At 33.2% G+C, this 26449-nt stretch carries 21 protein-coding genes; 9 read left to right on the top strand and 12 right to left on the bottom strand.

The annotated features are described in order from the left end of the window. The 11 genes from FBFL15_RS03605 to mraZ all read right to left on the bottom strand — a co-directional run bounded on the left by FBFL15_RS03605 (position 1) and on the right by mraZ (position 12435). Positions 1 to 723, bottom strand: coding sequence for a cell division protein FtsQ/DivIB (locus FBFL15_RS03605; protein WP_014083302.1), 723 nt, complete (start codon positions 721 to 723; stop codon positions 1 to 3). After that, a complete protein-coding gene (gene murC / locus FBFL15_RS03600; RefSeq protein WP_014083301.1) occupies positions 707 to 2092 on the bottom strand; it encodes a UDP-N-acetylmuramate--L-alanine ligase in 1386 nt (461 codons plus the stop codon). Before murC ends, FBFL15_RS03605 begins: the two co-directional genes overlap by 17 nt. Before the next feature lie 19 nt (positions 2093 to 2111). Continuing rightward, positions 2112 to 3206: an undecaprenyldiphospho-muramoylpentapeptide beta-N-acetylglucosaminyltransferase gene (gene murG, locus FBFL15_RS03595; protein ID WP_148267946.1), complete on the bottom strand. Its 1095-nt coding sequence runs from the start codon at positions 3204 to 3206 to the stop codon at positions 2112 to 2114. 39 nt (positions 3207 to 3245) lie between these two features. Beyond that, positions 3246 to 4544 carry an FtsW/RodA/SpoVE family cell cycle protein gene (locus tag FBFL15_RS03590; protein ID WP_014083299.1) on the bottom strand — a complete coding sequence of 433 codons (1299 nt, stop codon included), beginning with the start codon at positions 4542 to 4544 and terminating at the stop codon, positions 3246 to 3248. Between the two features lie 102 nt (positions 4545 to 4646). Then, complete coding sequence (gene murD, locus FBFL15_RS03585; RefSeq protein WP_014083298.1) at positions 4647 to 5981, bottom strand: UDP-N-acetylmuramoyl-L-alanine--D-glutamate ligase; 1335 nt, start codon at positions 5979 to 5981, stop codon at positions 4647 to 4649. A 23-nt stretch (positions 5982 to 6004) separates the two neighbouring features. Further along, a complete protein-coding gene (gene mraY, locus FBFL15_RS03580) occupies positions 6005 to 7234 on the bottom strand; it encodes a phospho-N-acetylmuramoyl-pentapeptide-transferase (RefSeq protein ID WP_014083297.1) in 1230 nt (409 codons plus the stop codon). A gap of 40 nt (positions 7235 to 7274) precedes the next feature. Next, on the bottom strand, positions 7275 to 8726 hold the full coding sequence (locus tag FBFL15_RS03575; RefSeq protein ID WP_014083296.1) for a UDP-N-acetylmuramoyl-L-alanyl-D-glutamate--2,6-diaminopimelate ligase: 1452 nt from the start codon (positions 8724 to 8726) through the stop codon (positions 7275 to 7277). Further along, the gene (locus FBFL15_RS03570) at positions 8723 to 10726 is read right to left on the bottom strand and encodes a penicillin-binding protein (protein WP_014083295.1); all 2004 of its coding nucleotides are present in this window, start codon (positions 10724 to 10726) and stop codon (positions 8723 to 8725) included. Before FBFL15_RS03570 ends, FBFL15_RS03575 begins: the two co-directional genes overlap by 4 nt. Further along, positions 10717 to 11070 carry an FtsL-like putative cell division protein gene (locus tag FBFL15_RS03565; protein WP_014083294.1) on the bottom strand — a complete coding sequence of 118 codons (354 nt, stop codon included), beginning with the start codon at positions 11068 to 11070 and terminating at the stop codon, positions 10717 to 10719. Before FBFL15_RS03565 ends, FBFL15_RS03570 begins: the two co-directional genes overlap by 10 nt. 6 nt (positions 11071 to 11076) lie before the next feature. Further along, on the bottom strand, positions 11077 to 11976 hold the full coding sequence (rsmH, locus tag FBFL15_RS03560; protein WP_014083293.1) for a 16S rRNA (cytosine(1402)-N(4))-methyltransferase RsmH: 900 nt from the start codon (positions 11974 to 11976) through the stop codon (positions 11077 to 11079). A gap of 3 nt (positions 11977 to 11979) precedes the next feature. Next, on the bottom strand, positions 11980 to 12435 hold the full coding sequence (gene mraZ, locus FBFL15_RS03555; protein WP_014083292.1) for a division/cell wall cluster transcriptional repressor MraZ: 456 nt from the start codon (positions 12433 to 12435) through the stop codon (positions 11980 to 11982). 346 nt (positions 12436 to 12781) lie between these two features. Here mraZ and FBFL15_RS03550 point away from each other — a divergent pair, with 346 nt between their 5' ends. After that, positions 12782 to 13546: an alpha/beta fold hydrolase gene (locus tag FBFL15_RS03550; protein ID WP_014083291.1), complete on the top strand. Its 765-nt coding sequence runs from the start codon at positions 12782 to 12784 to the stop codon at positions 13544 to 13546. A gap of 57 nt (positions 13547 to 13603) precedes the next feature. On the opposite strand, the gene dnaE is transcribed toward FBFL15_RS03550, so the two are convergent. Beyond that, complete coding sequence (gene dnaE / locus FBFL15_RS03545; RefSeq protein ID WP_014083290.1) at positions 13604 to 18148, bottom strand: DNA polymerase III subunit alpha; 4545 nt, start codon at positions 18146 to 18148, stop codon at positions 13604 to 13606. A gap of 277 nt (positions 18149 to 18425) precedes the next feature. Between dnaE and FBFL15_RS03540 the strand changes: the two genes are divergently transcribed. The 8 genes from FBFL15_RS03540 to FBFL15_RS03510 all read left to right on the top strand — a co-directional run bounded on the left by FBFL15_RS03540 (position 18426) and on the right by FBFL15_RS03510 (position 26448). Further along, entirely contained in the window at positions 18426 to 21374 is a 2949-nt protein-coding gene (locus FBFL15_RS03540; protein ID WP_014083289.1) for a sensor histidine kinase, read from the top strand. Continuing rightward, a complete protein-coding gene (locus FBFL15_RS03535) occupies positions 21364 to 22107 on the top strand; it encodes a LytR/AlgR family response regulator transcription factor (protein WP_231847488.1) in 744 nt (247 codons plus the stop codon). The genes FBFL15_RS03540 and FBFL15_RS03535 overlap by 11 nt, the downstream gene beginning before the upstream one ends. A 293-nt stretch (positions 22108 to 22400) precedes the next feature. After that, complete coding sequence (locus FBFL15_RS03530; protein ID WP_014083287.1) at positions 22401 to 22874, top strand: T9SS type A sorting domain-containing protein; 474 nt, start codon at positions 22401 to 22403, stop codon at positions 22872 to 22874. A 6-nt stretch (positions 22875 to 22880) separates the two neighbouring features. Continuing rightward, positions 22881 to 23660, top strand: coding sequence for a tail fiber protein (locus FBFL15_RS16755; protein WP_014083286.1), 780 nt, complete (start codon positions 22881 to 22883; stop codon positions 23658 to 23660). Positions 23661 to 23685: 25 nt separating this feature from the next. After that, positions 23686 to 24762: an NHL repeat-containing protein gene (locus FBFL15_RS03520; protein ID WP_014083285.1), complete on the top strand. Its 1077-nt coding sequence runs from the start codon at positions 23686 to 23688 to the stop codon at positions 24760 to 24762. 48 nt (positions 24763 to 24810) lie between these two features. Then, positions 24811 to 25356 (top strand): hypothetical protein, encoded by a 546-nt coding sequence (locus FBFL15_RS03515; RefSeq protein ID WP_014083284.1) that lies wholly within the window; start codon positions 24811 to 24813, stop codon positions 25354 to 25356. Between the two features lie 239 nt (positions 25357 to 25595). After that, positions 25596 to 25721: a hypothetical protein gene (locus FBFL15_RS16970; RefSeq protein WP_262493576.1), complete on the top strand. Its 126-nt coding sequence runs from the start codon at positions 25596 to 25598 to the stop codon at positions 25719 to 25721. A gap of 169 nt (positions 25722 to 25890) precedes the next feature. Then, positions 25891 to 26448, top strand: coding sequence for a hypothetical protein (locus tag FBFL15_RS03510; protein WP_044032136.1), 558 nt, complete (start codon positions 25891 to 25893; stop codon positions 26446 to 26448). The last annotated feature ends 1 nt before the right edge of the window (position 26449 follow it).

Raw genomic sequence — 26449 nt, 5'->3', positions numbered from 1 at the left:
TTATTTAGTACACACAACTTGTTGCGTAAATTTTAAATTTATTTTATTATATTTTTTTATAGTGCTATCCGAAATTGCTTTTTGAAAAAAAGCTTTATAATTTTTAAATTTACGTTCAATATTGATCGCATTCCCAAATTCAATTTCAAAATTATAATTTCGATTTGTCATTATCAATCCATTTTTAGGCATCAATTTGATGCTGGTAATGTTTTTTTTCAAAAAATCATCATCATAAATGTATTTTAAAACACTTACAATTTCCGGATTTTTTTTCCAATCTAAATTACCTAAAAATATAGGAACCCTAGCGGTATAAGTACTTGTCAAAGGCATTTTAGTTCCTTGATAATCAATGTAAAATGAGCCGTTATCATCAAAAACCCTTACAACAGGAATTTTTTGTTTTACTTTGGCTTTCAACTTTCCATCGATACTTACAAAAACATCTGCTTTCTCTATAATAGCATTCTTATTCAATTCAGATTCCAAATCGCCCAAAATTAATCTAATTTTTTGAATCTCGCTAGTATTTTCGCATTTTTCTTTCAACAAATTTTTTATAGTTTTTTTCTTAATAAAAACATTGTTTTCTCCCACAAATTCTATTTCCGTTTCTTCAATTTTTCTTTTATTATTTTTAATCACTGTAAATGAATATAAAGAAATCAAAGCTAAAACTGCCAATACCAATCTGATATTTTCATTATTTCTGATCTTCATTTGTTAGTTTGTTTATACTTAATTGTGATTTAATTTCAGGCACCAACTCTCCAATGTCGCCTGCTCCTATGGTAACAATAATTCTATTTTTTGTAGCTAAAATTTCCGAAATTAAATGTTTTTTATCTATTAATCGGGCATTTTTAGAGGTCATTTTGCCTAACAACCATGCAGATGTTACCCCCTCCATAGGCAATTCTCGGGCAGGATATATATCTAACAACAATACTTCGTCAAAAGCATCTAAACTTTTTGCAAATTCATCTACAAAGTCATGTGTTCTACTAAACAAATGGGGCTGAAAAATAGCCAAAACTTGATCATTTGGATACAACTCTCTAACAGCTTGATGCACCGCATTTATTTCTGTTGGATGGTGGGCATAATCGTCTATATATACTCGTTTTTCATGTTTGATTTGATATGAAAACCTTCTTCTAATTCCTTTAAAACTAGCTAAGGCTTGGATAATTTTATCGTTAGATATCCCATACGTTTTAGCCATTGCAAGTGCTGTTAGGGCGTTCATCAAATTATGCTGACCAGGCAAAGCAAATTTCAAATTTGTAATATATTCGGTTGGTGTTTGAACATCAAATACATAATGTTCGTTTTCAATTCTAATATTACAAGCCGTATAACCACTATGCGAAACTTGATTTGAATATTCTAAATGTAACGACACACCAGCTAGTGGAACGCCACTTGGGATAAATAAATTATTTTTATCAGTAATTTTATCGGCAAATTCTCTAAAAGTAGCTTCAATTGCGTTTTTATCTCCATAAATATCCAAATGATCGGCATCCATAGACGTTACACAAGCCACGTTGGGATGCAAATGCAAGAAAGACCTGTCAAATTCATCCGCTTCTACTACGGTAACGGTTGCCCCATTGCCAATCAAATTAGAATTATAATTTTCTACAATGCCGCCTAAAAAAGCGGTAACATCTACACCACTTTCAAATAAAATATGTCCCAAAATACTAGAAGTGGTTGTTTTGCCATGAGTACCTGCTACTGCAAAACAATAAGTGTCTTTAGTAATAATTCCTAAAACTTCGGCTCTTTTTTTTACATTAAAATTACGTTCTATAAAATAATTCCATTCAGCATGAGAAATAGGAACAGCAGGCGTAACGATTACTAAAGTGTTTTCAGGATAAAAATCGGTAGGAATTGCATCAATATCATCTTCAAAATGAATGTTTATTCCATTGTCTATCAACTCATTAGTAAGCATGGTTGGGGTTTTATCATATCCACAAACTTTTTTTCCAATGTTTTGAAAATAACGAGCTAAGGCACTCATACCGATGCCTCCTATACCAATAAAATAAACGTTTTTAATTTGATTCAAATCCATGAATTATAATATTTAGTAATTATTTTTTTATTAATTTTATTATTTCAGAAACAATATCTTTAGTAGCATGAGGTTTGGCTAATTTTTTTATATTGTCGCTTAATGTTTTTTGTAGTTGATAGTTGCTAACCAAGTCTTTAAAAACTGCTTCAAATTGGTCGTTCAATTCCTGTTCTTTCAACAAAATAGCTCCATGCTGCTGCACAATAGCTTGAGCATTTTTGGTTTGATGGTCTTCGGCAACGTGTGGCGAAGGAATAAAAATAACAGGTTTTCCAACCAAGCATAACTCTGATACAGACGAGGCACCAGCCCTTGAAATCACAAAATCAGCAGCAGCATATATCAAATCCATTTGATCTATAAAAGCTACTACTTGAACGTTTTTTCCATTGTTGTATTTTGTATAAGTATCAAAATTTACTTTACCACATTGCCAAAATATTTGTATGTTTTGGTCTGTAATAAAATCCAACTCTTTGACTATCAAATCATTAATACGCTTAGCCCCCAAACTACCACCCAATACCAATAACGTTTTTTTATTGGGATCTAAATTGAAATGTGTCAAGGCTTCTTGTTTTTTGTTATCTACCTGCAACAAATCCTGACGTACGGGGTTGCCTGTTAAAACCATTTTTTCTTTTGGAAAAAAACGTTCTAATTGATTGTAAGCCACACAAATAACATGGGCTTTTTTGCTTAATAATTTATTGGTAATACCCGGAAATGAATTTTGCTCTTGAATTAAAGTTGGTATTCCTGCTTGGTTGGCCATTTGTAACAATGGACCACTTGCAAAACCTCCAGTTCCAATGACAACATCAGGCTTGAATTTTTTGATAATTTGTTTAGCCTTCCAAAGGCTTTTTAGCAATTTGAAAGGAAACAGCAAGTTTTGAAATGTGAGCCGTCTTTGCAAACCAGCAATCCACAAGCCCTCTATGTCATAACCCGCTTGGGGTACTTTTTGCATTTCCATTTTGTCATTTGCACCAACAAATAAAAAAGTGGCTTTTGGAAAAACACGTTTCAATTCGTTTGCAATTGCAATTGCAGGATAAATGTGACCACCTGTTCCGCCACCGCTCAAAATAAAACGGGGCGACGCTATTTCATGTGTTTGCATTGGTGTAGTTGGTGTAGTCATGGTTTATATTTTTTTTGGATTCAAAATGGGGTTCATTGGGTTTTCCGAAGTATCTACAATGTCATAATCCGTCAATTGATCTTCATTTTCTTTTACAATTTGTTCGTCTATCAATCGTTTAAGGCTGGCTTCTCGCCTTTCTTTTTCTTTTAATTCTTCTATAATTTCTTCTTCTTTTTTGGTAACACTCAAAATAATTCCTAATGCAATACATGTCATCCAAATAGAGCTTCCACCACTGCTAACAAGCGGCAACGGCTGACCTGTTACTGGAAATAATTCTACGGCCACGCCCATATTGATAATGGCCTGAAAAATCATGGGAAAACCAAGTCCAATCACTAACAATTTTCCAAAAAAAGAATTGGCTTTTTGAGCAGCAACAATAAACCTAAAAAACAAAAGCATGTAAATAAACAATATTCCAAGTCCGCCAATCATGCCATACTCTTCTACAATAATGGCATAAATAAAATCTGAGGATGATTGTGGTAAAAAATGTTTTTGCACACTTTTTCCTGGTCCTAAACCATAAATTGTTCCAGAGGCTATAGCTATTTTAGCTTTTTCTATTTGATAATCATCTTCGCCAGGCTTGTCGGTAGTAAAATTTTCTATCCTAGAGATCCAAGTATCTACCCTATTGGGAAATGCATTTGGAAAAGTTTTTGCCAAAACCATAAATGAAACTAGAAACAAAAAACCGCTTCCTAAAATGATTCCTAAATATTTTAAAGGATAATGTCCTACGTAAGTCAGCATCAAAACCATTGCAAAAATAAGTGCCGCTGTAGATAAATTGGCTGGCAAAATAAGCATTAAGGTAATACCAACAGGAATCCACAAATCTATAAATGAATCTCTAAAAGTATAAGCTACATCCTTGTTTTTGGCTAAATAACGGGCAACAAATACCATCAAAACTATCGAAGCCAAAGTGGATGTTTGAAATGTAATACCTACAAATGGAATTTTGATCCATCGGCTGGCATTGGCACCAGCAATAACTGTACCATTGAGCAAGGTATATACCAACAAAAACCATACGATGATCAATGCAAATTTTGACAAGCCCCTATAATAATGATAAGGCACTTTTTGAACCCAAAAAATAATGATAAACCCTAAAAATATATGGACTAAATGCGATATTAAATATCCAATAGTACTTCCTGTTCCGTGATTCATATAGGCCAAATTGCTACTTGCACTAAAAACAGGCATAAATGAAAAAATGCCCAATAGTGCTACAAACGACCAAATGCCTTTATCGCCTTTTAACTTGGATATTAATTTTTTCATTTTACTTTCATTTTAATTAGGTAATAATATTTTCTACAATTAATCAGACTATAATATATAATTTTTAATAATTTGTTAGTTTTTATTTATAAATTAAAAAAATTATAATTGATGTACGGCTTCTTTAAATTGTTTTCCTCTGTCTTCATAATTTATAAACAAATCAAAACTAGCACAAGCTGGAGCCAATAAAACCACATCGCCTTTTTCTGAAAATTGTTGTGCTTGTTTTACTGCATCAGACATTTTATTGGTTTCAACAATATCATCTACTACATCGCCAAAAAAATCGATAATTTTCCGATTGTCTTTTCCAATACAAACAATGGCTTTCACTTTTTCTCTTACAAGTGGCATCAATTCGGCATAATCATTGCCTTTATCTTCGCCGCCCACAAGCCAAATGATAGGATTTTTGATGCTTTGAAGCGCAAAAAATACCGAATTGACATTGGTGGCCTTGCTGTCGTTGATGTATTGAACTTGATCCACTTTTTTTACGGGTTCCAATCGATGTTCTACCCCTTCAAAGTCAAACATGCTTTCTCTAATAGTTTTCTTTCTGATATTCAACATATTAGCCACAGCAGATGCTCCCATAGCATTTTTTAAATTGTGGTTTCCTTGCAAAGAAATTTCTTCAATACTCAACGAAAAATGATCGTTATCTAAATTTATGTTCATCATATTGTCTTTTATAAATGCACCGTTTTCAAATGTTTTGGTTAGCGAAAAAGGTATTAATTGTGCTTTGGTTGTATGTTTTGAAAGCCAGTTTTGAATGGCCAAATCATCGGCATCAAATATCAAGCAATCGGTTTTCGTTTGATTTTTGGTTATTCTAAATTTTGAAGCAATATAATTATCATAATTATAATCATATCGGTCCAAATGATCAGGACTTATATTCGTAATAATGGCAATATCTGGCCGATAGTTTACAATGCCATCTAACTGAAAGCTACTTAACTCCAATACATAATAATCGAACTGATTTTCTGCAACTTGCCAAGCAAAACTTTTTCCAATATTGCCTGCCAATCCCACATTTAAACCTGCTTTTTTCAAAATATGGTAGGTTAGTAATGTGGTGGTGGTTTTACCGTTAGAGCCTGTAATTCCAATTGTTTTCGCATTTGTATAACCAATTGCAAATTCTATTTCAGAAACAATCAAAACATTTTTTTCTTTTAAAGCCTTAATAATTGGGGCTTTATCTGGTATTCCAGGACTCTTCATCACCACGTCGGCCTGTAGTACCTTGCTTTCAGTATGTCCGCCATCTTCAAAAGGAATTTTATTTATTATAAGTATTTCTTTGTAATTTTCTTTGATTTTACCAAAATCAGACAAAAAAACATCAAACCCTTTTTGCTTTCCTAATATAGCTGTACCAACACCGCTTTCACCTCCTCCTAAAATTACTAATTTTTTCATGATTTATATTTTTTTATATAAATTTACCTTAATTTTAAAGTAACAATCGACAAAGTAGCTAAAATGATGGCTACAACCCAAAATCGAGTTACAATTTTACTTTCATGATAGCCTTTTTTCTGATAATGGTGATGCAATGGCGACATTAAAAAAATTCTACGCCCTTCGCCAAAACGTTTTTTGGTATATTTAAAATAACCAACCTGTAAGACTACTGAAAAATTTTCGGCTAAAAATATACCGCACAACAACGGAATTAACATCTCTTTTCTTACTGCGATTGCTAAAACTGCAATAATACCACCAATAGTCAAACTACCCGTGTCGCCCATAAACACCGAAGCTGGATAGGAATTGTACCATAAAAAACCAATTAATGCCCCCGCAAAAGCGGCTATAAAAACGGTCATTTCCCCAGATTCAGGTATATACATGATATTCAAATAATTAGAAAAAATAATATTTCCAGATACAAATGTAAACAAGCCTAAAGCAGAAACCGAAATGGCCGAGGTGCCTGCTGCCAACCCATCAATTCCATCTGTAAGATTGGCTCCATTTGAAACGGCTGTTATGATAAATATCACCACAGGAATAAATATGAGCCATGCCCATTTTTGATATCCGTCTCCTAAAAAAGAAAGAATTTCCGCATAATCAAATTCGTTGTTTTTGAAAAAAGGAATAGTAGTTGCGGTTGATTTTTCATAAACAGCCGCAGTTCTAACGTCGCTTTGTGTTGTGGAATAACTAATTTTGGGACTTTTAAAATCATTTCTAATGGTTACATTAGGATGAAAATACAATACTGACCCCACAATAAGACCTAGTCCTACTTGTCCTAAAACCTTGAATTTACCTTTCAACCCTTCTTTATCTTTTTTAAATATTTTGATATAATCATCTACAAAACCAATAGTTCCCATCCACAATGTTGTAACAATTAATAAAACTATATATATATTATTAAGTTTTGTGAATAATAACACGGGGATTAATGTAGCTAAAATGATAATCAGTCCGCCCATAGTAGGTGTTCCTGCTTTTTGTGTTTGACCTTCCAAGCCTAATTCTCTAACCGTTTCGCCTACTTGTTGGTTTCTCAAAAAGGTAATAATTCTCTTGCCATAAACTGTAGAAAATACCAATGACATGATAAAGGCCAAAGCCGATCGAAAAGTAATATACTGAAATACTCCCGTTCCTGGTACGTTGAGTGTTTTATCTAAATATTCAAATAAATAATAAAGCATAGTTTTGTGGTTTAATTGGTTTTTAGTTTAAATTCTTCATTTATTTTAAAAATTCTGAGACTATTTTCATATCGTCAAAATCGTATTTAACACCCATAATTTCTTGATATGTTTCGTGTCCTTTGCCCGCAATAAGTATAATATCGCCAGGTTTTGCAAAATTACAAGCAGTTTTGATGGCTTGTTTTCTGTCTAAAATAGACATGAATTTATTAAAATGCTGTGGAGCCACCCCTTTTTCCATGGCTTCGATGATGCTTTGAGGGTCTTCTGTTCTTGGATTATCAGAAGTTATAAAAACGGTATCGCTCATTGCAGTAGCTATTTGGGCCATCAACGGGCGTTTGGTAGTATCCCTGTCGCCTCCACAACCTACAATTGTAAATAATTTTTCGTTTTTTGTACGAATATCGTTAATGGTTTTCAATACATTTTCCAAGGCATCGGGCGTGTGAGCATAATCTACAATGGCCGTTATTTGATTTGCCGAAATCATATATTGAAATCGTCCCGAAACACTTTCTAATTCAGACAAGATTCTTAATGTTTCCATTTTGTCTAAGCCCAAAGCGCTTGCAGTACCAAAAATGGCTAACACATTATAAGCATTAAAAGTACCTATCAAGCGTACCCATACTTCATTATCATTAATAGTAAGTAACAATCCAGCTAATTGATTTTCAAGTATTTGAGCTTTATAATCAGCCAAAGTTTTAAGAGAATAACTGCGTTTTTGGGCTTTGGTGTTTTGCAACATTACAGCACCATTTTTGTCATCGATATTGGTTAATGCAAATGCTTTTTGTGGCAAATGATCGAAAAAGGCTTTCTTAACATCTCTATATTCTGCAAATGATTGATGGTAATCCAAATGATCATGGGTCAAATTGGTAAAAACACCCCCTTCAAAGCACAGGCCCTCTGTACGTTTTTGATGGATACCGTGCGAACTTACCTCCATAAAACAGTGGGTAACACCCCGAGAAACCATTTCATGTAAATACTTATTGATCGTAATAGAATCTGGCGTGGTGTGTGTGGCTTTGTACTCCTGCTGATCGACCATAATTTTTACTGTTGAAAGCAAACCTACCTTATAACCAGCTTTTTGAAACAATTGGTATAATAAAGTTGCGATAGTGGTTTTGCCATTTGTGCCCGTAATACCAACTAATTTTAATTTTTCTGAAGGTTTTTCATAATAATTAGCCGCCATTATGGCCATGGCCTCATTAGTATCAGGCACTTTGATATAAGTAATATTTGAAACTAATTGATCAGGAAAAACATCGCATACAATAGCAATAGCCCCCATTTGAATGGCTTTGTCAATAAACGAATGCCCGTTTGACAAACTCCCTCTTATGGCTACAAACAAATCGTTTGCGGCTATTTTTCTTGAATCAAATACTATTTGTTCAATTGACACCTCATCAACACCAATTAAACTGTCGATTTTTACATTTTCTAATATTTTATTTAACAATTTCATGACAATTCAAGTGTTATTGTGGTATTTTTTACAATTGCTGCTCCTGGTGCTATCGATTGATGTTTGACTTTTCCTACTCCTACTATTCGAACTTTAAGCCCCAAATTGCCCAACAATGCAACGGCATCCATACCAGGCATTCCTGCTAAATTTGGGATTTTTTTAGGTTTATTTTCTAATTTTTTAAAATATTTTTCGTAGCTATTGTTTTGTTTTTCAATAGGTTTGTCAATTGTTTTTACAGTATTGGTTATTGGTGCATCTGTAAATATTTTTTGAGCAATTCTTTTAAAAACAGGCCCCGCTACATCAGCTCCATAATAATTATTGCCTTTTGTATTGGGTTTATGAATAACCACTATACAAGAATACTTTGGGTTTTCGGCAGGAAAATAGCCCACAAACGACGAAGCATAATATTTATTTTGACCACCGTTTTTAGAATAATTTACTTGAGCCGTTCCTGTTTTGCCAGCCATCGAAAAATCCTTGGAATATAAGGCAGCAGCAGTCCCTTTTTTTACAACGTTTTGCAATAATACTTTTAAAATTTTTAATGTTTCGTCTGAACATATTTTAGGATTGATAATTTCCGTATCAAATTTTTTAATTGAATTATCCCATTCTTTAATTTCCGACACAAACATTGGCTTGATCATTACACCATTGTTTGCCACTGCATTATAATAAGTTAAGGTTTGCAAAGGTGTAATAGACACGCCATATCCAAAAGCCATCCAAGGCAAAGACAAATGTGACCAACTTTTTTCGTTGGGTTGTGGCAAATAGGGTTTGCCTTCACCCTGAAAAGGTAAGTTCAATTTTTTGTTCAATCCGTAGGCCAACAAATGGTCTATATATTGCCAAGGATTGTTCTTATAATTACTATAAACCGCTTGTACCATTACCGTATTGGACGACAATTCAAAACCCTCCGCCAGACTAATTTTACCATACCCGCCCTCATGAGAATCTCTTACTTTTTTACCTCTAAAACTGATTTCACCTCCATGTGTATCAAAAATTTTACTCGTATCTACTTTTTTATCTTCCAAAAGCGTCATCATATCAGCTAATTTATATGTAGAACCTGGCTCGTGCGATTCGGCAATGGCATAATTGATGCTTTCAAAATAACTGCCGTCCGAGGCTCTACCTAAATTTGAAATGGCTTTTACATGTCCCGTTTGGGTTTCCATAACCACTACACACCCGTGGTCTGCTTCATATAATTCCAATTGCTTGAGCAAGGCATGGTGGGCTATATCCTGAATATAAACATCTATAGTCGAAATGACATCATAGCCATCTACAGGGTCTATTTCATTGACATCTCTAATAGGTTTCCATTGGCCTTTTGCTATTTTTTGTTTTAAAATTTTACCGTCTTTCCCGTTCAAATAATTCCCAAAAGCCCCTTCAATACCCACTTTCAACAGTTCCCCATCATGGTCAAATCGTTGGTATCCAATGGTTCGTTCTGCAATTTCGCCAATGGGGTGTTCTCTTACTGTTTTTTGTTCTACAATGATACCTCCTTTATAAGCTCCCAATTCAAATAATGGAAATTTTTTAACCTTCATATAATCAGAAAAACTCAAATTTGAAGCCACCAACAAATACCTGTTTTTATCTGTTCGAGCATTGCGAAGCATGGTTTCTACATCGTTGCCATTTTTGTTGAGCAATCGAGCCAAAGCATCTGCAAGCCCTTTGACATTGGCCTCAAAAACAGTTGCTTTTGGAGCCAATGCATCAAAACGAATGGTATAATTAGGGATAGACGTGGCTAACAAACTGCCATCTGCCGAATAAATATTGCCTTTATTGGCAGGAATTACAAACAATTTTACGGTTCTTTCCTTGGCCAACTCTCTATAATAGCTGCCCTTGATCCATTGGATATAGAAAATTTTGTACACAATGCCTATTGATATCATCACGACCAATAAGGCAACTATGTACATTCTATTTCTAATATTTTTATCTTCTATTTCCATAATTTAGAAAAAAAACCTTTATCCTCTTGTTCTTCAACTTGAATTTTTACGGGCGGAACAGTTGCTGGAAAAATTTGTTTCTGCTCCATTTTTTTAGAAATGGTCGATTCCATTTTAAGTTTCATCAACTCCGAACGTCTATCGACAAATTCCGAACGCAACTCTTTTACCTCGTTTGACAAATCAATAATTTTAAAAACCTTTTGTTCAAATCGTTGTGTATTGGCAATCATGATTAGAGCCAAAACAATCAAAAATGCAATAAAACGCCAATTTTTTGTAGCATTGGCATCTTCATTGATTAAAAATCTTGCTTTTAATATGCTATAAATTCCTTCGTTCATGGTGCTTTACTTTTTTTCTGCTATCCGCAATTTGGCACTTCTGGCCCTATTATTTTGTTTGATTTCCAAAAAATCTGGAATTATCAATTTACCAATATTTTTGAATGGCAAATGACTATTTCCAAAAAAATCTTTCTCGGGTTCGCCCTCAAAAATGCCGTTTTTCATAAATCGTTTTACCAATCTGTCTTCCAACGAATGATACGAAATGATACTCAATCTGCCCGATTGGGGTTTTAAGATTTCAAGTGATTGTTCTAAAAATTCTTTCAAAACTTCAATTTCTTGATTGACTTCAATCCGAATGGCTTGATATATTTGTGCTAAAATTTTATGGCTTTTATGACTTGGCAAAAATTTGCCCAACACCATTTTCAATTGTTCCGTGTTTTTTATGGGTTCAATTGCTCGAGCTTCTACAATCGTTTTGGCTAATATACCCGCATTCGTTAGCTCTCCATAAGTAGCAAAAAGCTGTTTCAAAGCATTTTCGGTATATTCATTTACAATTGTGTATGCAGTTAAGTCGCTTTTTTGATTCATTCTCATGTCCAAAATGGCATCAAAACGAGTAGAAAACCCTCTTTCTGGCACATCAAATTGATGAGACGAAACCCCTAAATCGCCTAAAATCCCATCTACTTCCTTGACACCATAAAAGCGTAAAAATCTTTTTATGAATTTAAAATTTTCGGGTATCAATGTCAAACGTTCATCATCAATGGCATTGGCCAACGCATCTTGATCTTGATCAAAAGCAAACAATTTCCCGTTTGGGCCTAGCCTATTTAAAATTTCTTTGGAATGACCGCCACCGCCAAAAGTGATGTCCACATAAATGCCGTTGGGCTTTATGTTGAGTCCGTCTATTGATGGATGAAGTAAAACAGGGTTATGATATTCCATTGATTATTCGTTTAAATTGCTCATTACTTCTTGTGCTAGTTTTGCAAAATCAGACACCGAATCGTCTATTGCTTTTTCGTACAAATCTTTATCCCATATTTCTATAATATTTACAGCAGAAGACAGTACAATCTCTTTTGAAAATTGACCAAAAACCAATAAATCCTTTGGAATAAGCAACCTGCCCAATCCATCGATGTCAATCATTTTGACACCTGCCGAAAAACGGCGAATAAAGTTATTGTTATCGGCACTAAACTTGTTTAATTTGTTGATTTTTTGCATCATTTTGTTAAATTCTGCCATAGGATACAACTCTAAACACGTTTGAAATACCGACCGTTTGAGTACAAATCCATCTGCAAGAGTGCTTGCCAATTGCTTTTTTAGGGCATTGGGCAAAATAATACGACCTTTGTTGTCGATTTTACACTCATACGTTCCGATGATGGACTCCACTTTTTTTTGCAAATTAAAGATATTCAGCAAAATTAATAAAATAAAATCCACAAACCACCACATAAATACACTTTGTTAATAAGTTTTGACCCGTAACGCCACTTTTGCAACAAAATATGGTATTTTAACATTGCATTATGTGGTTTTGAATTGAAGCTGGCACTTTTTAAACACCATTAAAAAACATAAATCAAAACTTTACATATTAAAATATTATAAAATTATACTTAAAACAATGGTTTGCATTTTGAAATTGTGAATAAAAAATAGAAAAAAAATAATTTGAAAATTTTTATTTCTTAATAAAGTCTTATATTTGTGAAAATTGAAAATAAAGCACTTTTGAATGGAAGAACACTTTAAAAAAGAAGGAAGGTACCGTTTTTATGAAGCGGGTGAAGGAGCACCAATTGTTATTTTGCATGGTTTGATGGGCGGATTGAGTAATTTTGATCAAGTAGCCCAGCATTTTTCAGCCAAAGGCTATCGTGTCATTATTCCAGAATTGCCTTTATATACTCAAAATTTGTTGAAAACAAATGTAAAAGCGTTTGCAAAATATGTGAAAGACTTTATCACTTTCAAAAAATTAGATCGGGTAATTTTATTAGGAAATTCTTTAGGAGGGCATATTGCTTTGTATCATACAAAAATGTATCCCGAAAAAGTGGCTGGGCTTGTCATTACAGGAAGTTCAGGACTTTATGAAAGTGCTATGGGCGATAGCTATCCAAAACGTGGCGACTATGAGTATATTCAAAAAAAGGCCGAAGCTGTTTTTTATGACCCAAAAATAGCCACCAAAGAAATTGTAGATGAAGTATTTGCCGTTGTAAACGATCGTATCAAAGTGATCAAAACCCTTACGATTGCCAAAAGTGCCATCAGACACAATATGGCAAAAGACTTGCCAAAAATGCACGTAAAAACTTGCTTGATTTGGGGCAAAAATGATGCCGTTACACCACCAAGTGTAGCCGAAGAGTTTCATAAACTAATGCCAAACGCCTCTTTGTATTGGATAGACAAATGTGGACATGCAGCCATGATGGAACACCCACAAGAGTTTAACGAAATTGTAGAAAAATGGTTGATTGAAAATCATTTGTAAAAAATATCAACATATCAATATAAAAAATCCCTTTCAATATCAGAAAGGGATTTTTTATTAATTTAGTTTGAAATTGACTTGTAGTTTTTCTAACTCACTCAATAAGTTGCTCGAAATATTGATTTTTATTTTGCGACTATTCATGTCTAATTTTGTTATTACTTTAACCTCTTCTACTTCTTTGGTTGTAGTAGTTTTTGTAGGAATCAATATAACATCATCGTCATCTGCTGCTTCGTCTTCTACAACTACCTCGTCATCATCTGTGGTATCTAAATTATCTGAAGTTATTTCTACTATAGTTTTGACGGTTTCCATTTCTAATACTTCAAAAGCAATCGTATTGTCGCCTTGATTATTTTGAATGATTTGCCACAAACTTTGAATAATTTTTTCGTTTAATTCTTTGATATTCAAATATATAATAATTTTTTTTGCAAAACTCGACAATACATCTTGAAGGTATTGAACGGCCAAAAACTGGATTCGAGGTTCGGCTTTTGCACCTGTTTCTTTGTTGGTCCAACCTTCTTTTACTGAAATTTTGATAAATGTAAAATTGTTTGGGATAAAAAAATGTCTGAATTTTAGATACTCTTCGCCAAATATTTTAAATTCATAACTTTCGTCATACCCTTCCAACGAAAAAATGCCCCATCCTTTACCGTTTTTGGTTGTTTTGTGTTGCACATTGGAGATAATACCTCCAAAAGTAAGTTGTTTATTGAGATGCTGGTCTAAATTTCGTAGGGTTTCAAACTTTGAATTACAAAAATATTGCATTTCAAATTTAAAATCGTCCAGCGGATGTCCCGAAATATAAATACCCACTACATCTTTTTCTTTAGCTAATTTTTCCATTGTACTCCAATCTTCACACGTTGGTATAGCGGGTTCTGCAATAGCCATATCGCTAGAATCGCCAAAAAGACTTACTTGAGAAGCATTTTCGTTGTCTTGTGCTTTGGCACCAAATCGCATGGCTTTTTCATAAAATGCTACACCATCGCCTTCGTCTTGAAAATACTGTGCTCGAGTAACCCCTTCAAAAGAATCGAATCCGCCAGAAAGTGCTAGGTTTTCAAAAGCTTTTTTGTTTGCAGCCCTCAAATCAATTCTTTTGGCTAAATCAAAAATAGATTTGTAACGGCCTTTTTTTCTGTTTTCGACTATGGTTTGAACGGCATTCATGCCTACCCCTTTTATGGCTCCCATTCCAAAACGGATGGCATAATTTTCGTTTACTGTAAATTTATAAAAACTTTCATTTACATCGGGTCCTAAAACTTGAAGCCCCATTCGCTTACACTCTTCCATAAAAAACGAAACCTGTTTGATGTCGTTCATGTTATTAGACAGTACTGCGGCCATATATTCTGCAGGATAATTGGCTTTCAAGTATGCCGTTTGATAAGCCACCCAAGCATAACAAGTAGAGTGCGATTTGTTGAAAGCATATTCGGCAAAGGCTTTCCAGTCGTTCCAAATTTTTTCTAGTTTGTCTTTCGCATGCCCTTTTGCCATGGCTTGGCTGATGAATTTAGGTTCCATTTTGGCCAAAACATCAATCATTTTTTTTCCCATTGCCTTTCTCAATACATCGGCATCCCCCTTTGAAAAGTCGGCCAATTTTTGAGACAAAAGCATTACTTGCTCCTGATATACCGTGATTCCATAAGTATCTTTGAGCAATTCTTCGCAGTCATCCAAATCATATACAATAGGTTCTTCGCCATTTTTACGCTTGATAAAACTGGGTATGTAAGCAATTGGACCTGGTCTATACAAGGCGTTCATGGCAATCAAATCGGGAAAAACGGTTGGTTTTAATTCCTTCATGTATTTTTGCATACCAGGACTTTCATATTGAAAAATACCAACGGTTTCGCCTCTTTGAAATAATTCATACGTTTTCAAATCATCTATAGGAAAATCATCAGGATTGATGTCTTTTCCTGTTCGATATTTGATTAATTTTACGGTATCTTTTATTAAAGTAAGGGTTTTCAAACCCAAGAAATCCATTTTGAGCAAGCCAGCACTTTCTACAACCGAGTTATCAAATTGAGTTACATACAAATCAGAATCTTTGGCTGTAGAAACGGGTACAAAATTTGTAATATCGTCTGGTGTAATAATAACCCCACAAGCATGTATTCCTGTGTTTCGAAGGTTACCTTCCAAAATTTTAGCCTGTTGAATGGTTTCGCCACCCAAATCGTTGTTATTGGAGAGTCCGATAAGCTCTTTGATTTTGTCAAACTCTTCTGGTCGAAGTGCTTTTTTGATGGCCGCTTCGTCTTCCTTTAAAAAGCGAGCCAAATTCCATTTTGAGGGCATCATGCCTGGAATTAGTTTGGCAATTTTATCGGCTTCAAACAAGGGCAAATCCAATACTCGTGCCGTGTCTCGAATGGCCGATTTGGTTGCCATTTTTCCGTAAGTAATAATTTGAGCTACTTGTTTTGAACCGTATTTTTTGATTACATAGTCCATCACGCTGCTGCGGCCTTCGTCGTCAAAATCGATATCAATATCGGGCAACGACACACGATCGGGGTTTAGGAAACGTTCAAAAAGTAAGTTGTATTTGAGTGGGTCGATATTGGTAATTTTTAAGCAATAAGCCACAACCGACCCAGCTGCCGACCCCCTTCCTGGACCAACAGAAACCCCCATTTCTCGAGCTGCTGCGATAAAATCCTGAACAATCAAAAAATAACCTGGATAACCCGAATTTTCTATTGTCATAAGTTCAAAATCGAGTCTATCTCGAACCTCATCGGTAATTTCGGCATACCTTAATTTGGCTCCTTCATAAGTAAGGTGCCTCAAATATTGGTTTTCGCCCCTTTTGCCTCCATCCATTTGATCTTCTGGCACCAAAAACGCTGTTGGAATTTCAAACTTTGGCAACAATACTTCTCTGGCCAGATTGTATATTTCTATCTTATCAACTATTTCCTGAATATTTGCAATAGCTTCGGGCAAATCTGCAAACAATTTTTTCATTTCGTCCGAAGACTTAAAATAATATTCTTGGTTGGGCAATCCAAATCGATAGCCCCTACCCCTTCCAATTGGCGAAGATTGTTTTTCGCCATCACGCACACACAATAAAATATCGTGTGCATTGGCATTTTCTTTTTCTATATAAAAGGTGTTGTTTGTAGCAACCAGTTTGATGTCGTGTTTACGAGCCAGTTTGATTAGGGTTTCGTTGACTCTATTTTCGTCTTCTTGATTGTGCCGCATCAATTCGACATACAAATCGTTTTGAAACTCGTTTTTCCACCATATTAGGGCCTCTTCTGCTTGGTTTTCGCCCACATTCAAAATTTTGCTTGGCACTTCGCCATATAAATTTCCTGTCAATACAATTAGGTCTTCTTTGTATTTTTGAATCAATTTTTTATCAATTCGAGGCACGTAATAAAAACCCTCTGTAAATGCAATAGACGATAATTTGGCTAAATTGTGATAGCCTTTTTTATTTTTGGCCAATAACACTATTTGAAAACCATTGTCTTTGACACTTTTGTTTAGATGGTCATCGCACACATAAAATTCGCAACCTACAATTGGTTTCATGATAACCTCTGTTGGCATTTCGCCATTTTCGAGAGCCGCTTTATTCTTGCTTTCGGCTGATTTATTATGTGCCAAAATATCTCTTACAAAATGAAAAGCCCCCATCAAATTATTATGGTCTGTCATGGCTACTGCGGGCATTTTTTGGGCTGCAGCCGCTTTGACAAGTGCAGGTATGCTAATAGTAGATTGCAAAACCGAAAATTGGGTATGATTGTGTAAATGAACAAACGGGATATCGGCTAAAATTTTTGTATTTTCAGACAGGGTTTGTTTAGAAACTACTTGAGCTTTTGTGCCTCCTTGTGCCTGTCTAATAGCTTCCGATGCTTCTTTTAAATTAAGGTGTTTGAGTCCAAGCGCTGCAATTTCGGTCGTATTATAATTTTGAAAATCTCGAAAATAGCCTACTTCAACTTCGAGCTCTTCTTTGGTAAAAATTTCCCTACGGATTAATTCAAAAAAACAACGGGCAGTAGCCTCCACATCGGCAGTTGCATTGTGTGCTTCGCCAAAAGGTGTTTGAAATAAATATTGGTGCAACTCTGTTAAAGTGGGCAACTTGAACTTGCCGCCACGGCCTCCTGGTAGTTTGAGTAACGCTGCGGTGGTTTCGGTACAAGTGTCTAAAATTGGCATACTACTCATTGGCGAGGTGATACCCGCACGATAAAATTCGCAACCCATAATATTGACATCAAAACCTAGATTTTGACCAACAATAAACTGGGCTTTGCTTAAAGCAACATTAAAATGTTCTAGCACAACAGCAAGAGGCACCCCTTGTTGTTGGGCTAAAGCTGTTGAAATTCCATGCACTTTTTCGGCATCATACGGAATGTCAAAACCGTCTGGAGCTATCAAAAAATCTTGGTGTTCGAGTATTTTACCCATCTCGTCATGCAATTGCCACGCTATTTGAACGCATCTTGGCCAATTGTCTGTATCAGAAATTGGTGCTCCCCAACGCTTTGGTAAACCAGTTGTTTCAGTATCGAAAATTAAATACATAGCTAAATTGTTGATTTTGAATGATAAAAAAGTTTTTCTTTTTTGGAAAATAGGTTTTCAAAAATAGTGTTTTTTTGTTGGTTTGAAACTAAATTATGCCAAATTGTTTCATTAAAAATGATTTGCTCATCAATAGACAATCAATCTATAGATTCAAACTAGCCCCAGGTGTAATTTCCATTATGTTTATAATTTACAATACACTAATTATTTGTCTCAACTCAATAAATTCTATCCAAAGTAAAAAGTTTTTTTTATAAATTTACATTTTATTTATATGCAAAAAAAGAAAGTAATACTACTAATTTCATTTCTCTTACTAAAATTTCATATTTTATTAGGACAGAATAGTTATAAAGTAGAATCCATAAAACCTACAGACGAATTACTATCAAATACTATTTTTTCGACTATTACTTTTAGGAATTACCTTTACGTTTCCAATCAACGAGGGATTTCAATATACGATGGATTTAAATTTACGAATAATATTTATACAAAAAATATTTCTTCAAATTTACTTTTATCAAACAAACAAATTTATTTTTTTGAAGATGGTATTGGTATTCAAAAAATGAATTCGATATATAGCAAACCTACAAAATTAGTGCCTATTAATTTTCAAGACACAGATCCAAACAATAATCGATATGATTATTTATACTTGGATCATGACAAAAAAATTTGGTATTCAGAAATTAATTATATTCATTTTTTTAATCAAAAAACCCATAAAAAACATACTTTTTTAATTGATAAATTTAGAACAGATAATGTCATACAAGCATCTTATTTTGAGCCTAATAAAAACGAAGTGTGGATTAGTTGTCATAAAGGTGTTTTTATATGGGATAACACCACTGGAAGATTAAAAAAACATCCTCATTTAATCTTTAATAAAAGCATACTTTCTTCTATTTTAATAAACAAAACAGCTTATTTCCTTACCTCTGATGGTAATTTAATAGACTATAATATTGATACAAATAAAACGAGTAGTATAAAAATTAGTAAAAGATCAAATTTTTATTACTCTATTGCTAAAGATATTTCTAATAATCAGGAAATCATTTTGTACTCATCAAACGAAATTTTGACTTATAATATTCAAACCAAAAAAACAAACACCATTTATACTTCCAATTATTTTATCAATCATGTTTATTTTGATAAAGAAACCAAGCAAATATGGGTTTCAACAATCAATGGCTTGATCAAATTGAATAACAATTACAATGCAATTGAAAATCTTATTATTCCAAATGACAACCTAAAAACAATAAATACAATAGAAGAAGACCCAAACGGAAATATTTGGTTTAGCAACCAATCGAACATCATTTATTTATACAAAAATAAAGTTTATAATACATTTTTATTACCCAAAAATACCATTTGCAATACTATTTTATACAAAAAAACCAACTTGATTATTGCAACCAATACAGGTATTTTTTTATTAAAAAATAATTTATTTAAAAAAATAATTACTACTAAATACAATGTAAAAAAGATTGAACTTGACGATAAAAACCAGCTATGGCTTATGCCTGAAAAAGGCAAAATAGAAGTTTTTGATTTTATATCGTTGCATAAAAAAAATGATTTTGTTAAAAACGATACTCATTTTGGTATTGATAATACTTTTAATGACATTACAGTAGATAATAAAGGAAAAATTTGGTTAGCAAGCTGGACGCCAAAAGGTTTTGGCATCTGGTTTTTTAATGAAGAAAGCCATTCATTTGTGCAAATCAACGATTTAAAACAATTTAAAAACAATGCTAAATTTATAACAGAATATTACATCAATATTTCAGTTCAAAAAGACAATACCTTGCTTTTTTCTGGTTATGGCGGTTGGAACCAAGTAACGCAAGAAGGAAAAATAATAGAAACCTTTGATATACTTAAACATCATGTAGTAAACCATCATATCGTTGGAATTGAAAAAGATAAAAAAGGACATGTTTGGTTTGGTAGTGCCGAAGGTTTGTATCATTATAATACTAAAACTAATAAAGTTGTAAGATTAACACAAGTGGATGGATTAGCAAGTAACGACATAACCAATGGTTTTAAACTCCTCAAAAACAATAAATTAGCAATTGGCACCGATTTTAGAGTTCAAATCATTGATTTAGATAATATATTAGAAACCCAATTGATCAATAAACTCGAATTAACCTCTGTGAATATAGATGGGAAAATAATTTCAAACCCAAACCTAAATATTAAACTTAATTATGATTATACGTCATTGGATTTATTTTTTTCTACCCTTTCGTTCTCAGAAAAAGAAAAAATAATTTACAGATATAAATTTGATTATGAAAAAAAATGGCATTATTTAGGGTCAATTCCTAAGCTGTCCTTGATTAAATTGTCATCGGGAAAATATGGTTTAACCATTCAAGCTGGGGATAATTTAGGCCATTTCCAAAGAAAAGAGTTGCACTTAAATTTAGAAATTACACCTCCTTTTTATTACACCAATTGGTTTATTACACTAATGATCCTATTTATTTTACTTACTGCATTTTTAATCAATAGATATTTGGTAAATCAAGAAAAAGAGAAAGGAAAATTGAAAAGAAAAATTTCTGATAGCGAAATGCAAACCCTTCGTTCTCAAATGAATCCGCATTTTTTGTTTAATTCCTTAAATTCAATTAATAGCTTTATTATACAACAAAAAAGCCGAGAAGCAAGCGGTTATTTAACAACTTTTTCTAAATTAATGCGAAATATTTTAGAAAATTCTAGGTATGAAAGCATCACTTTAGAAAAAGAACTCAATACGCTAAAAATGTATTTAGAAATTGAAGCGGTACGATTAGATCATCAATTTGATTATGAAATTTTGATTGATAAAAATATTGAACTAGAAAATATGAAAATTCCACCATTAATTATTCAGCCTTTTGCAGAAAACGCAATTTGGCATGGGTTAAATAATAAACCCAACAAAGGATTATTAAAAATTGAAATTCAAGAAACAAATGAAAATGCTATAACAATAGCAATAATAGATGATGGAATTGGCAGAAAAGCAGCAGCTTTATTAAAAAAAGAGCAATTAAAACATAAATCGTATGGTATTGATATTACCATCAATCGATTGCAATTAGTCAATTCAAAAAACAGTTATAAAATTACTGATTTGACAGAAAATAATGAAATAAAAGGAACTAAAGTAGAACTTCAAATATATTATGATGACTAAAGTATTAATCATAGACGACGAAAAACATTGTATCATCACATTAGAACACATATTAGCCGATATGGAAAATGTTTCTATTGTTGCAACCACACAAGACAGCACCAAAGCGAAAGAATTAATAGAGAAGCACCTTCCGGATATTATTTTTTTAGACATAGAAATGCCTGTTTTAAATGGTTTTGATTTGTTAGCACAATTTACACATCTCCCGTTCAAAGTGGTGTTTACTACTGCTTATGATCAATATGCCATTAAAGCATTGAAAATAAATGCTTTGGACTATTTATTAAAACCCATTGACCAAAAAGATATTGAGCAGGTTTTAGAAAAATTTAATGCCCAAGAATTAAACCTTACCAAAGACCAGCTGAAACATTTACATCAGTTTATCAATGGTAAAATGCAAGATACCATGGCACTTTCTACACAAGATGGATTGCATTTTGTAAAAATTGACGAAATTATGTATCTAGAAGCCAGTAGTTGTTATACCTACATTATTATGAATGACAAAACCAAGCATTTGGCAAGCAAAACGATGATTAATTTTGAAGAAGTTTTACAAGACAATTCTTTGTTTTTTAGAGCACATAAATCGCATATTATCAATTTGAAATTTATTAAACAATACATTCGGGGCGAAGGAGGTGAAATCATTATGCAAGATGGAAAAAACATTGCATTAAGCCGAAATAAAAAACAAGAATTTTTAAGTTTATTTAAAAAAGTATAATTTATTCTCATTCAACTGACTCGAACTCCTTTTCCAAATGGCGAAGGAGTTTTTTTTATTTTTTCGTATTTCAATTATTGAAAGTTGCAGTTTAATAATTCTCATCTTATTCTTATAAAAAAGAATAGCACTTTTGTTCTGTAATTTAGTAAGTAAAAATCATGAGATGATGTGCAAAACTCAGGGACTTTTGATACAGTTAAGAGTAACATCAATAGAGCTTATCAGAATGTAACTAATAATTCCAGCAATACTTGGACAATTATTAAAATATATTATTAAAGTAAAAAAATATGAAAACAAAAATACTCTTTTTTCTATTTTCTTTCCTCTTTTTTCTGGAAGGAAATGCACAGCAATCTGTAAATGCTGGAGGCGGAGAAGCAACAAGCAGCCAAGGCAAAGTAAGCTTTACCATTGGTCAGATAGACTATGTAACGGCTACTGGTTCTGGAGGTTCGGTTTTGCAAGGTGTGCAACAGCCTTATGAAATTTTTACGCTTGGAACAGACGACATTCCTGCAATCAGTTTAGAGTTTAGCACCTATCCAAACCCAACAACAAACGTGTTGTTTATCAAAAACAATCTTACAAATAAAAAGTTTCAATACCAACTATTTGATATTTCCCGAAAGCTGCTTTTTACTTCTCCCGAATGGGTGCAAGAAGATCAAATTGACATGAGTTTGTATCAAACAGGTAATTATATTTTGCTCATTCAAGCAGAAAACAATTTAACTAAATCTTTTAAAATCATTAAAAAATAATATCTTATGACAATAAAATTATACACATCCGCAAGAAAAATCTTTATTCTTTTTTCTTTCCTCTTTTTTCTAAAAGGAAACGCCCAAGCTCCAGAAAAAATGAGTTATCAGGCGGTCATTAGAAATAGTAGTAATGCTTTGGTTTCAAATGCCAATGTAGGAATTAGAATATCCATTTTACAAGGAACTGCAACAGGAACGTCTGTTTATACCCAAACCCAAACGGCCGCTACCAATGCCAATGGCTTGGTAAGTTTAACAATTGGCGATGGTGGTTTTGTTTCTGGCGATTTTGTAGCCATCAACTGGGGGAATGGTCCTTATTTTATTAAAACAGAAACCGACCCCACTGGCGGATCCAATTATACCATCACATCAACAACCCAATTGTTGAGTGTACCCTTTGCAATGTATGCCAAAAACGGAGTCCCTACTCAAACTAATCAAGCTGGTAAAGCATTAACCACCGATGGGACAAGTGCTAGTTGGACAAAAATGCTATCAGATATTGGCGTGAAATTTTATATAGTTGCTCAAGGAGATTTTCCCAATTATTCAACTGGTGCTAGTGCAAATACTTTGGGTGCCATTGTTATGCATGCTAATAATGGTGGTGGTTTAATTAATGATGTTGGCGTTACTATACCCTGCGATGGTAGAAGTTTATTGATTTCTCAACATCAAGCTTTATTTTCAGTGATATATACTACTTATGGTGGAGATGGCATCACTACTTTTAAAATCCCAAACTTAAACAATGGTTTAGCACCAAAAGGAAGAAATTAATTAAACTCAAATAAACTCAAACATTATGAAATCAATTTTTAAAATAATGCTGCTTTTAGTAGCCATATCATCGGTACAAATTTCAAATGCACAAGACGCTCCAGCACCAAAAAATGCAATGAAATATAAAAAGGACTTATCAAAAGTTTATATTGAAAAAATAGCAAGACCAAGTGCCATTCATAATTTGAGTTGTATCTTACTAGATATGCCAAATAAAGACATTACTCAAAATGAAACAGAACACTATGTTTGTGGTATAGCTTATGGCAGATCAGGTGGATTTGCTGTTTCCTACATTCATAAAATAGATAATGGAAAACAAATAGGAAAAGTAAAAATATGGGAAAAATTTGGCGATTTTTATAACGGTAATCAACCCAATAAAACCCATTTTGTATATAATCCAGAGGCAATAGCCTTTGATGCAGATCAAAATTTGTATGTATCGAGCACGGTTGATAACAAGATTGTTTATTTTATGAAATCAGATAATTGGAACACCCAAAATGCCTTTATGGTTATGGCCAATAAAGTAAACCCAACATCATTAAGTAATCCATGGAACGCAAGAGGCATTAATTTTGACGAAAACAATGATTTGTATATTATGTGCGAAAATCTGCACTGTAATGAATGTACCAGTAATCAAGTGTTTCCAGCATCGGTAGTAAAAGTAACCCAACCAACATCGGCCAGCCGTACAATGACCGAAATACAAGGCTCAAGTCAAGAAAAAGAGCAGGCTCTTGGGGTGGCAGTTGGAGATGGTAAAATGTTTACAACCGATTTGCATTCAAAAAAAATAAACATGTACAACCTCAACGGAACAACTGCAACATTAAGTAAAACATTAAATATAAATTTTACACCATTAGATATTATTTATGTAAAAAGTGAGCAAGCGGTGTATTTTACTTGTGTAGAAAACTCGGTTTCAAAAGTAAAAAAATGGAATTTTAATACCTCAAATACTGCCGAAGAGGTAAAAACAATATCAAGCAATGCCGTTTATCCATCGTCTTGGGGGCTGGCTTATGTATGCGATAAATTAATTGTTGCAGATGGCGTAAACAGTAAAGTTGTATTCTTTAAAAGATAATTCAAATAAATAATAATAATCTTATACAAAATTTAATAATAACAAGCTATGAAATGTATATTTAACATCCTTTTGATTTTTTGTAGTTTTTTTGGTTTTTCACAAGCCAAAATGACCAAAGAAGAAGCTAAGAAAAAAGCCATGGAAATGATGAATTCCAAAGGAACAATTGTATATGAAACCAATGGATCCAAAACAAATCCAATTAGTGCGAATATGATGTTTGCCAATGGGAAATATATAATTGGTACCATTATGAACAAAATGAGAACCGATGCCGCTCCTGGAAATTTTGAACAACCCTTTGTGATGTTGGTTGTGGATGCTATTTCGGAAGGTGTTCACGAATTTTCCAAAACCTACAAACAAGCATCTGGAATATCTAGCAACGGAAAAATGTATGAAATAAGAGGTTCGTTAAAAATAAAACAACTCAATGGTAAATATTACGGTTCCTTTTCTGGCGAACTCATCGATATTGTAAAACGAGATGGTGCCAAAAAGAAAGAAGATCGTGTGGATGAAAAAGCCAAAGCAGGAAAAATTACGGGCACTTTTAGTGAACTCACTTTATTAAATTTCAATAAAAAATAATCAGCTAATAAAGTAATTTAATTGAGGTCTAACTTGTCATTTCGACAATTGGAGAAATCCAATAATTCGAACAACTATTGCGATTCCTCCTTGCGTCGGTAAATTGCCGTTGGAAATTACCTTTCAAAAGAAAATTTTGCTTACGGAATATTAGATGCTGTTCATAAAACCAAACTAACACAAGGAAGAATAGTGCCAACAAATTATAAAAAAAAGGCGGAAATTTTGAAATAACAAATGTGGATAAAACTACCATTGACGGCTCCTTTACTGTTGAGGTGTATGACATGAATAACCCCAAAATTGTAAAAACCATTTCGGGTACTTTTGAAAAATTACCAATAAAATCGATTGGCGAAAATTAAATTCAAGCAAATAGTAGTCCTATATTTATTATAATATTATTTTATAAATTAAAATACTTTAAAAAAATATTTTTTTACTGATTTTATTTCATAAAATAAAAACAAAACAAGTAAAACAACTAGAATGATTATAATTAAAATAAATAGTAACACTTAAATACGACAAAAAATGAAAAAAACAATTATGAAATCAGTTTGGCTTTTGATGGCAATGCTTAGCATGCAAGTGGTACATGCCCAAAAAATTTTACCACAAAGAAATGATCTTCCACAACAATGGAGTGGTGTTATTGGTGATTATTTTAAACAGTATGATGGCCGTGTCATTTCTGTAAAAATCACCATCATGTCCACTGGAGCATTTGACACAAATATAGATGGTGGTGGCCCTAATTGGTGGGTTGCTTATGGTAATACCCTTTTAAATTTAGCTAATAAATCTGGACAATCTATGATTGAATATACTTTTAGCGATAGACAAATCAGTTGCTCTAACAATACTTATATTTTCAATACTAACGCAAAGGAAAACGCAACTTTGACATGGGGTACATCAAGAGATAAAAGGTTTGTTTCAGGATTTGGCCCAACAGAACTTAACCTTTTTAAAGAATGGAATTTGAAAATTACCAAAGCTTATTCTAACGGAAATGTGCTTTATGGAGAAATAAACAACGGAAAATTAAGCTTTAGTATAAGCGCTGGGGATATCATACACGAAAGATAAA

The sequence above is a fragment of the Flavobacterium branchiophilum FL-15 genome, from assembly GCF_000253275.1.
Classification (GTDB): domain Bacteria; phylum Bacteroidota; class Bacteroidia; order Flavobacteriales; family Flavobacteriaceae; genus Flavobacterium; species Flavobacterium branchiophilum.
The sequence above is the reverse complement of the archived record's forward strand: the minus strand, read 5'-3'. Positions and strand labels throughout refer to the sequence as shown.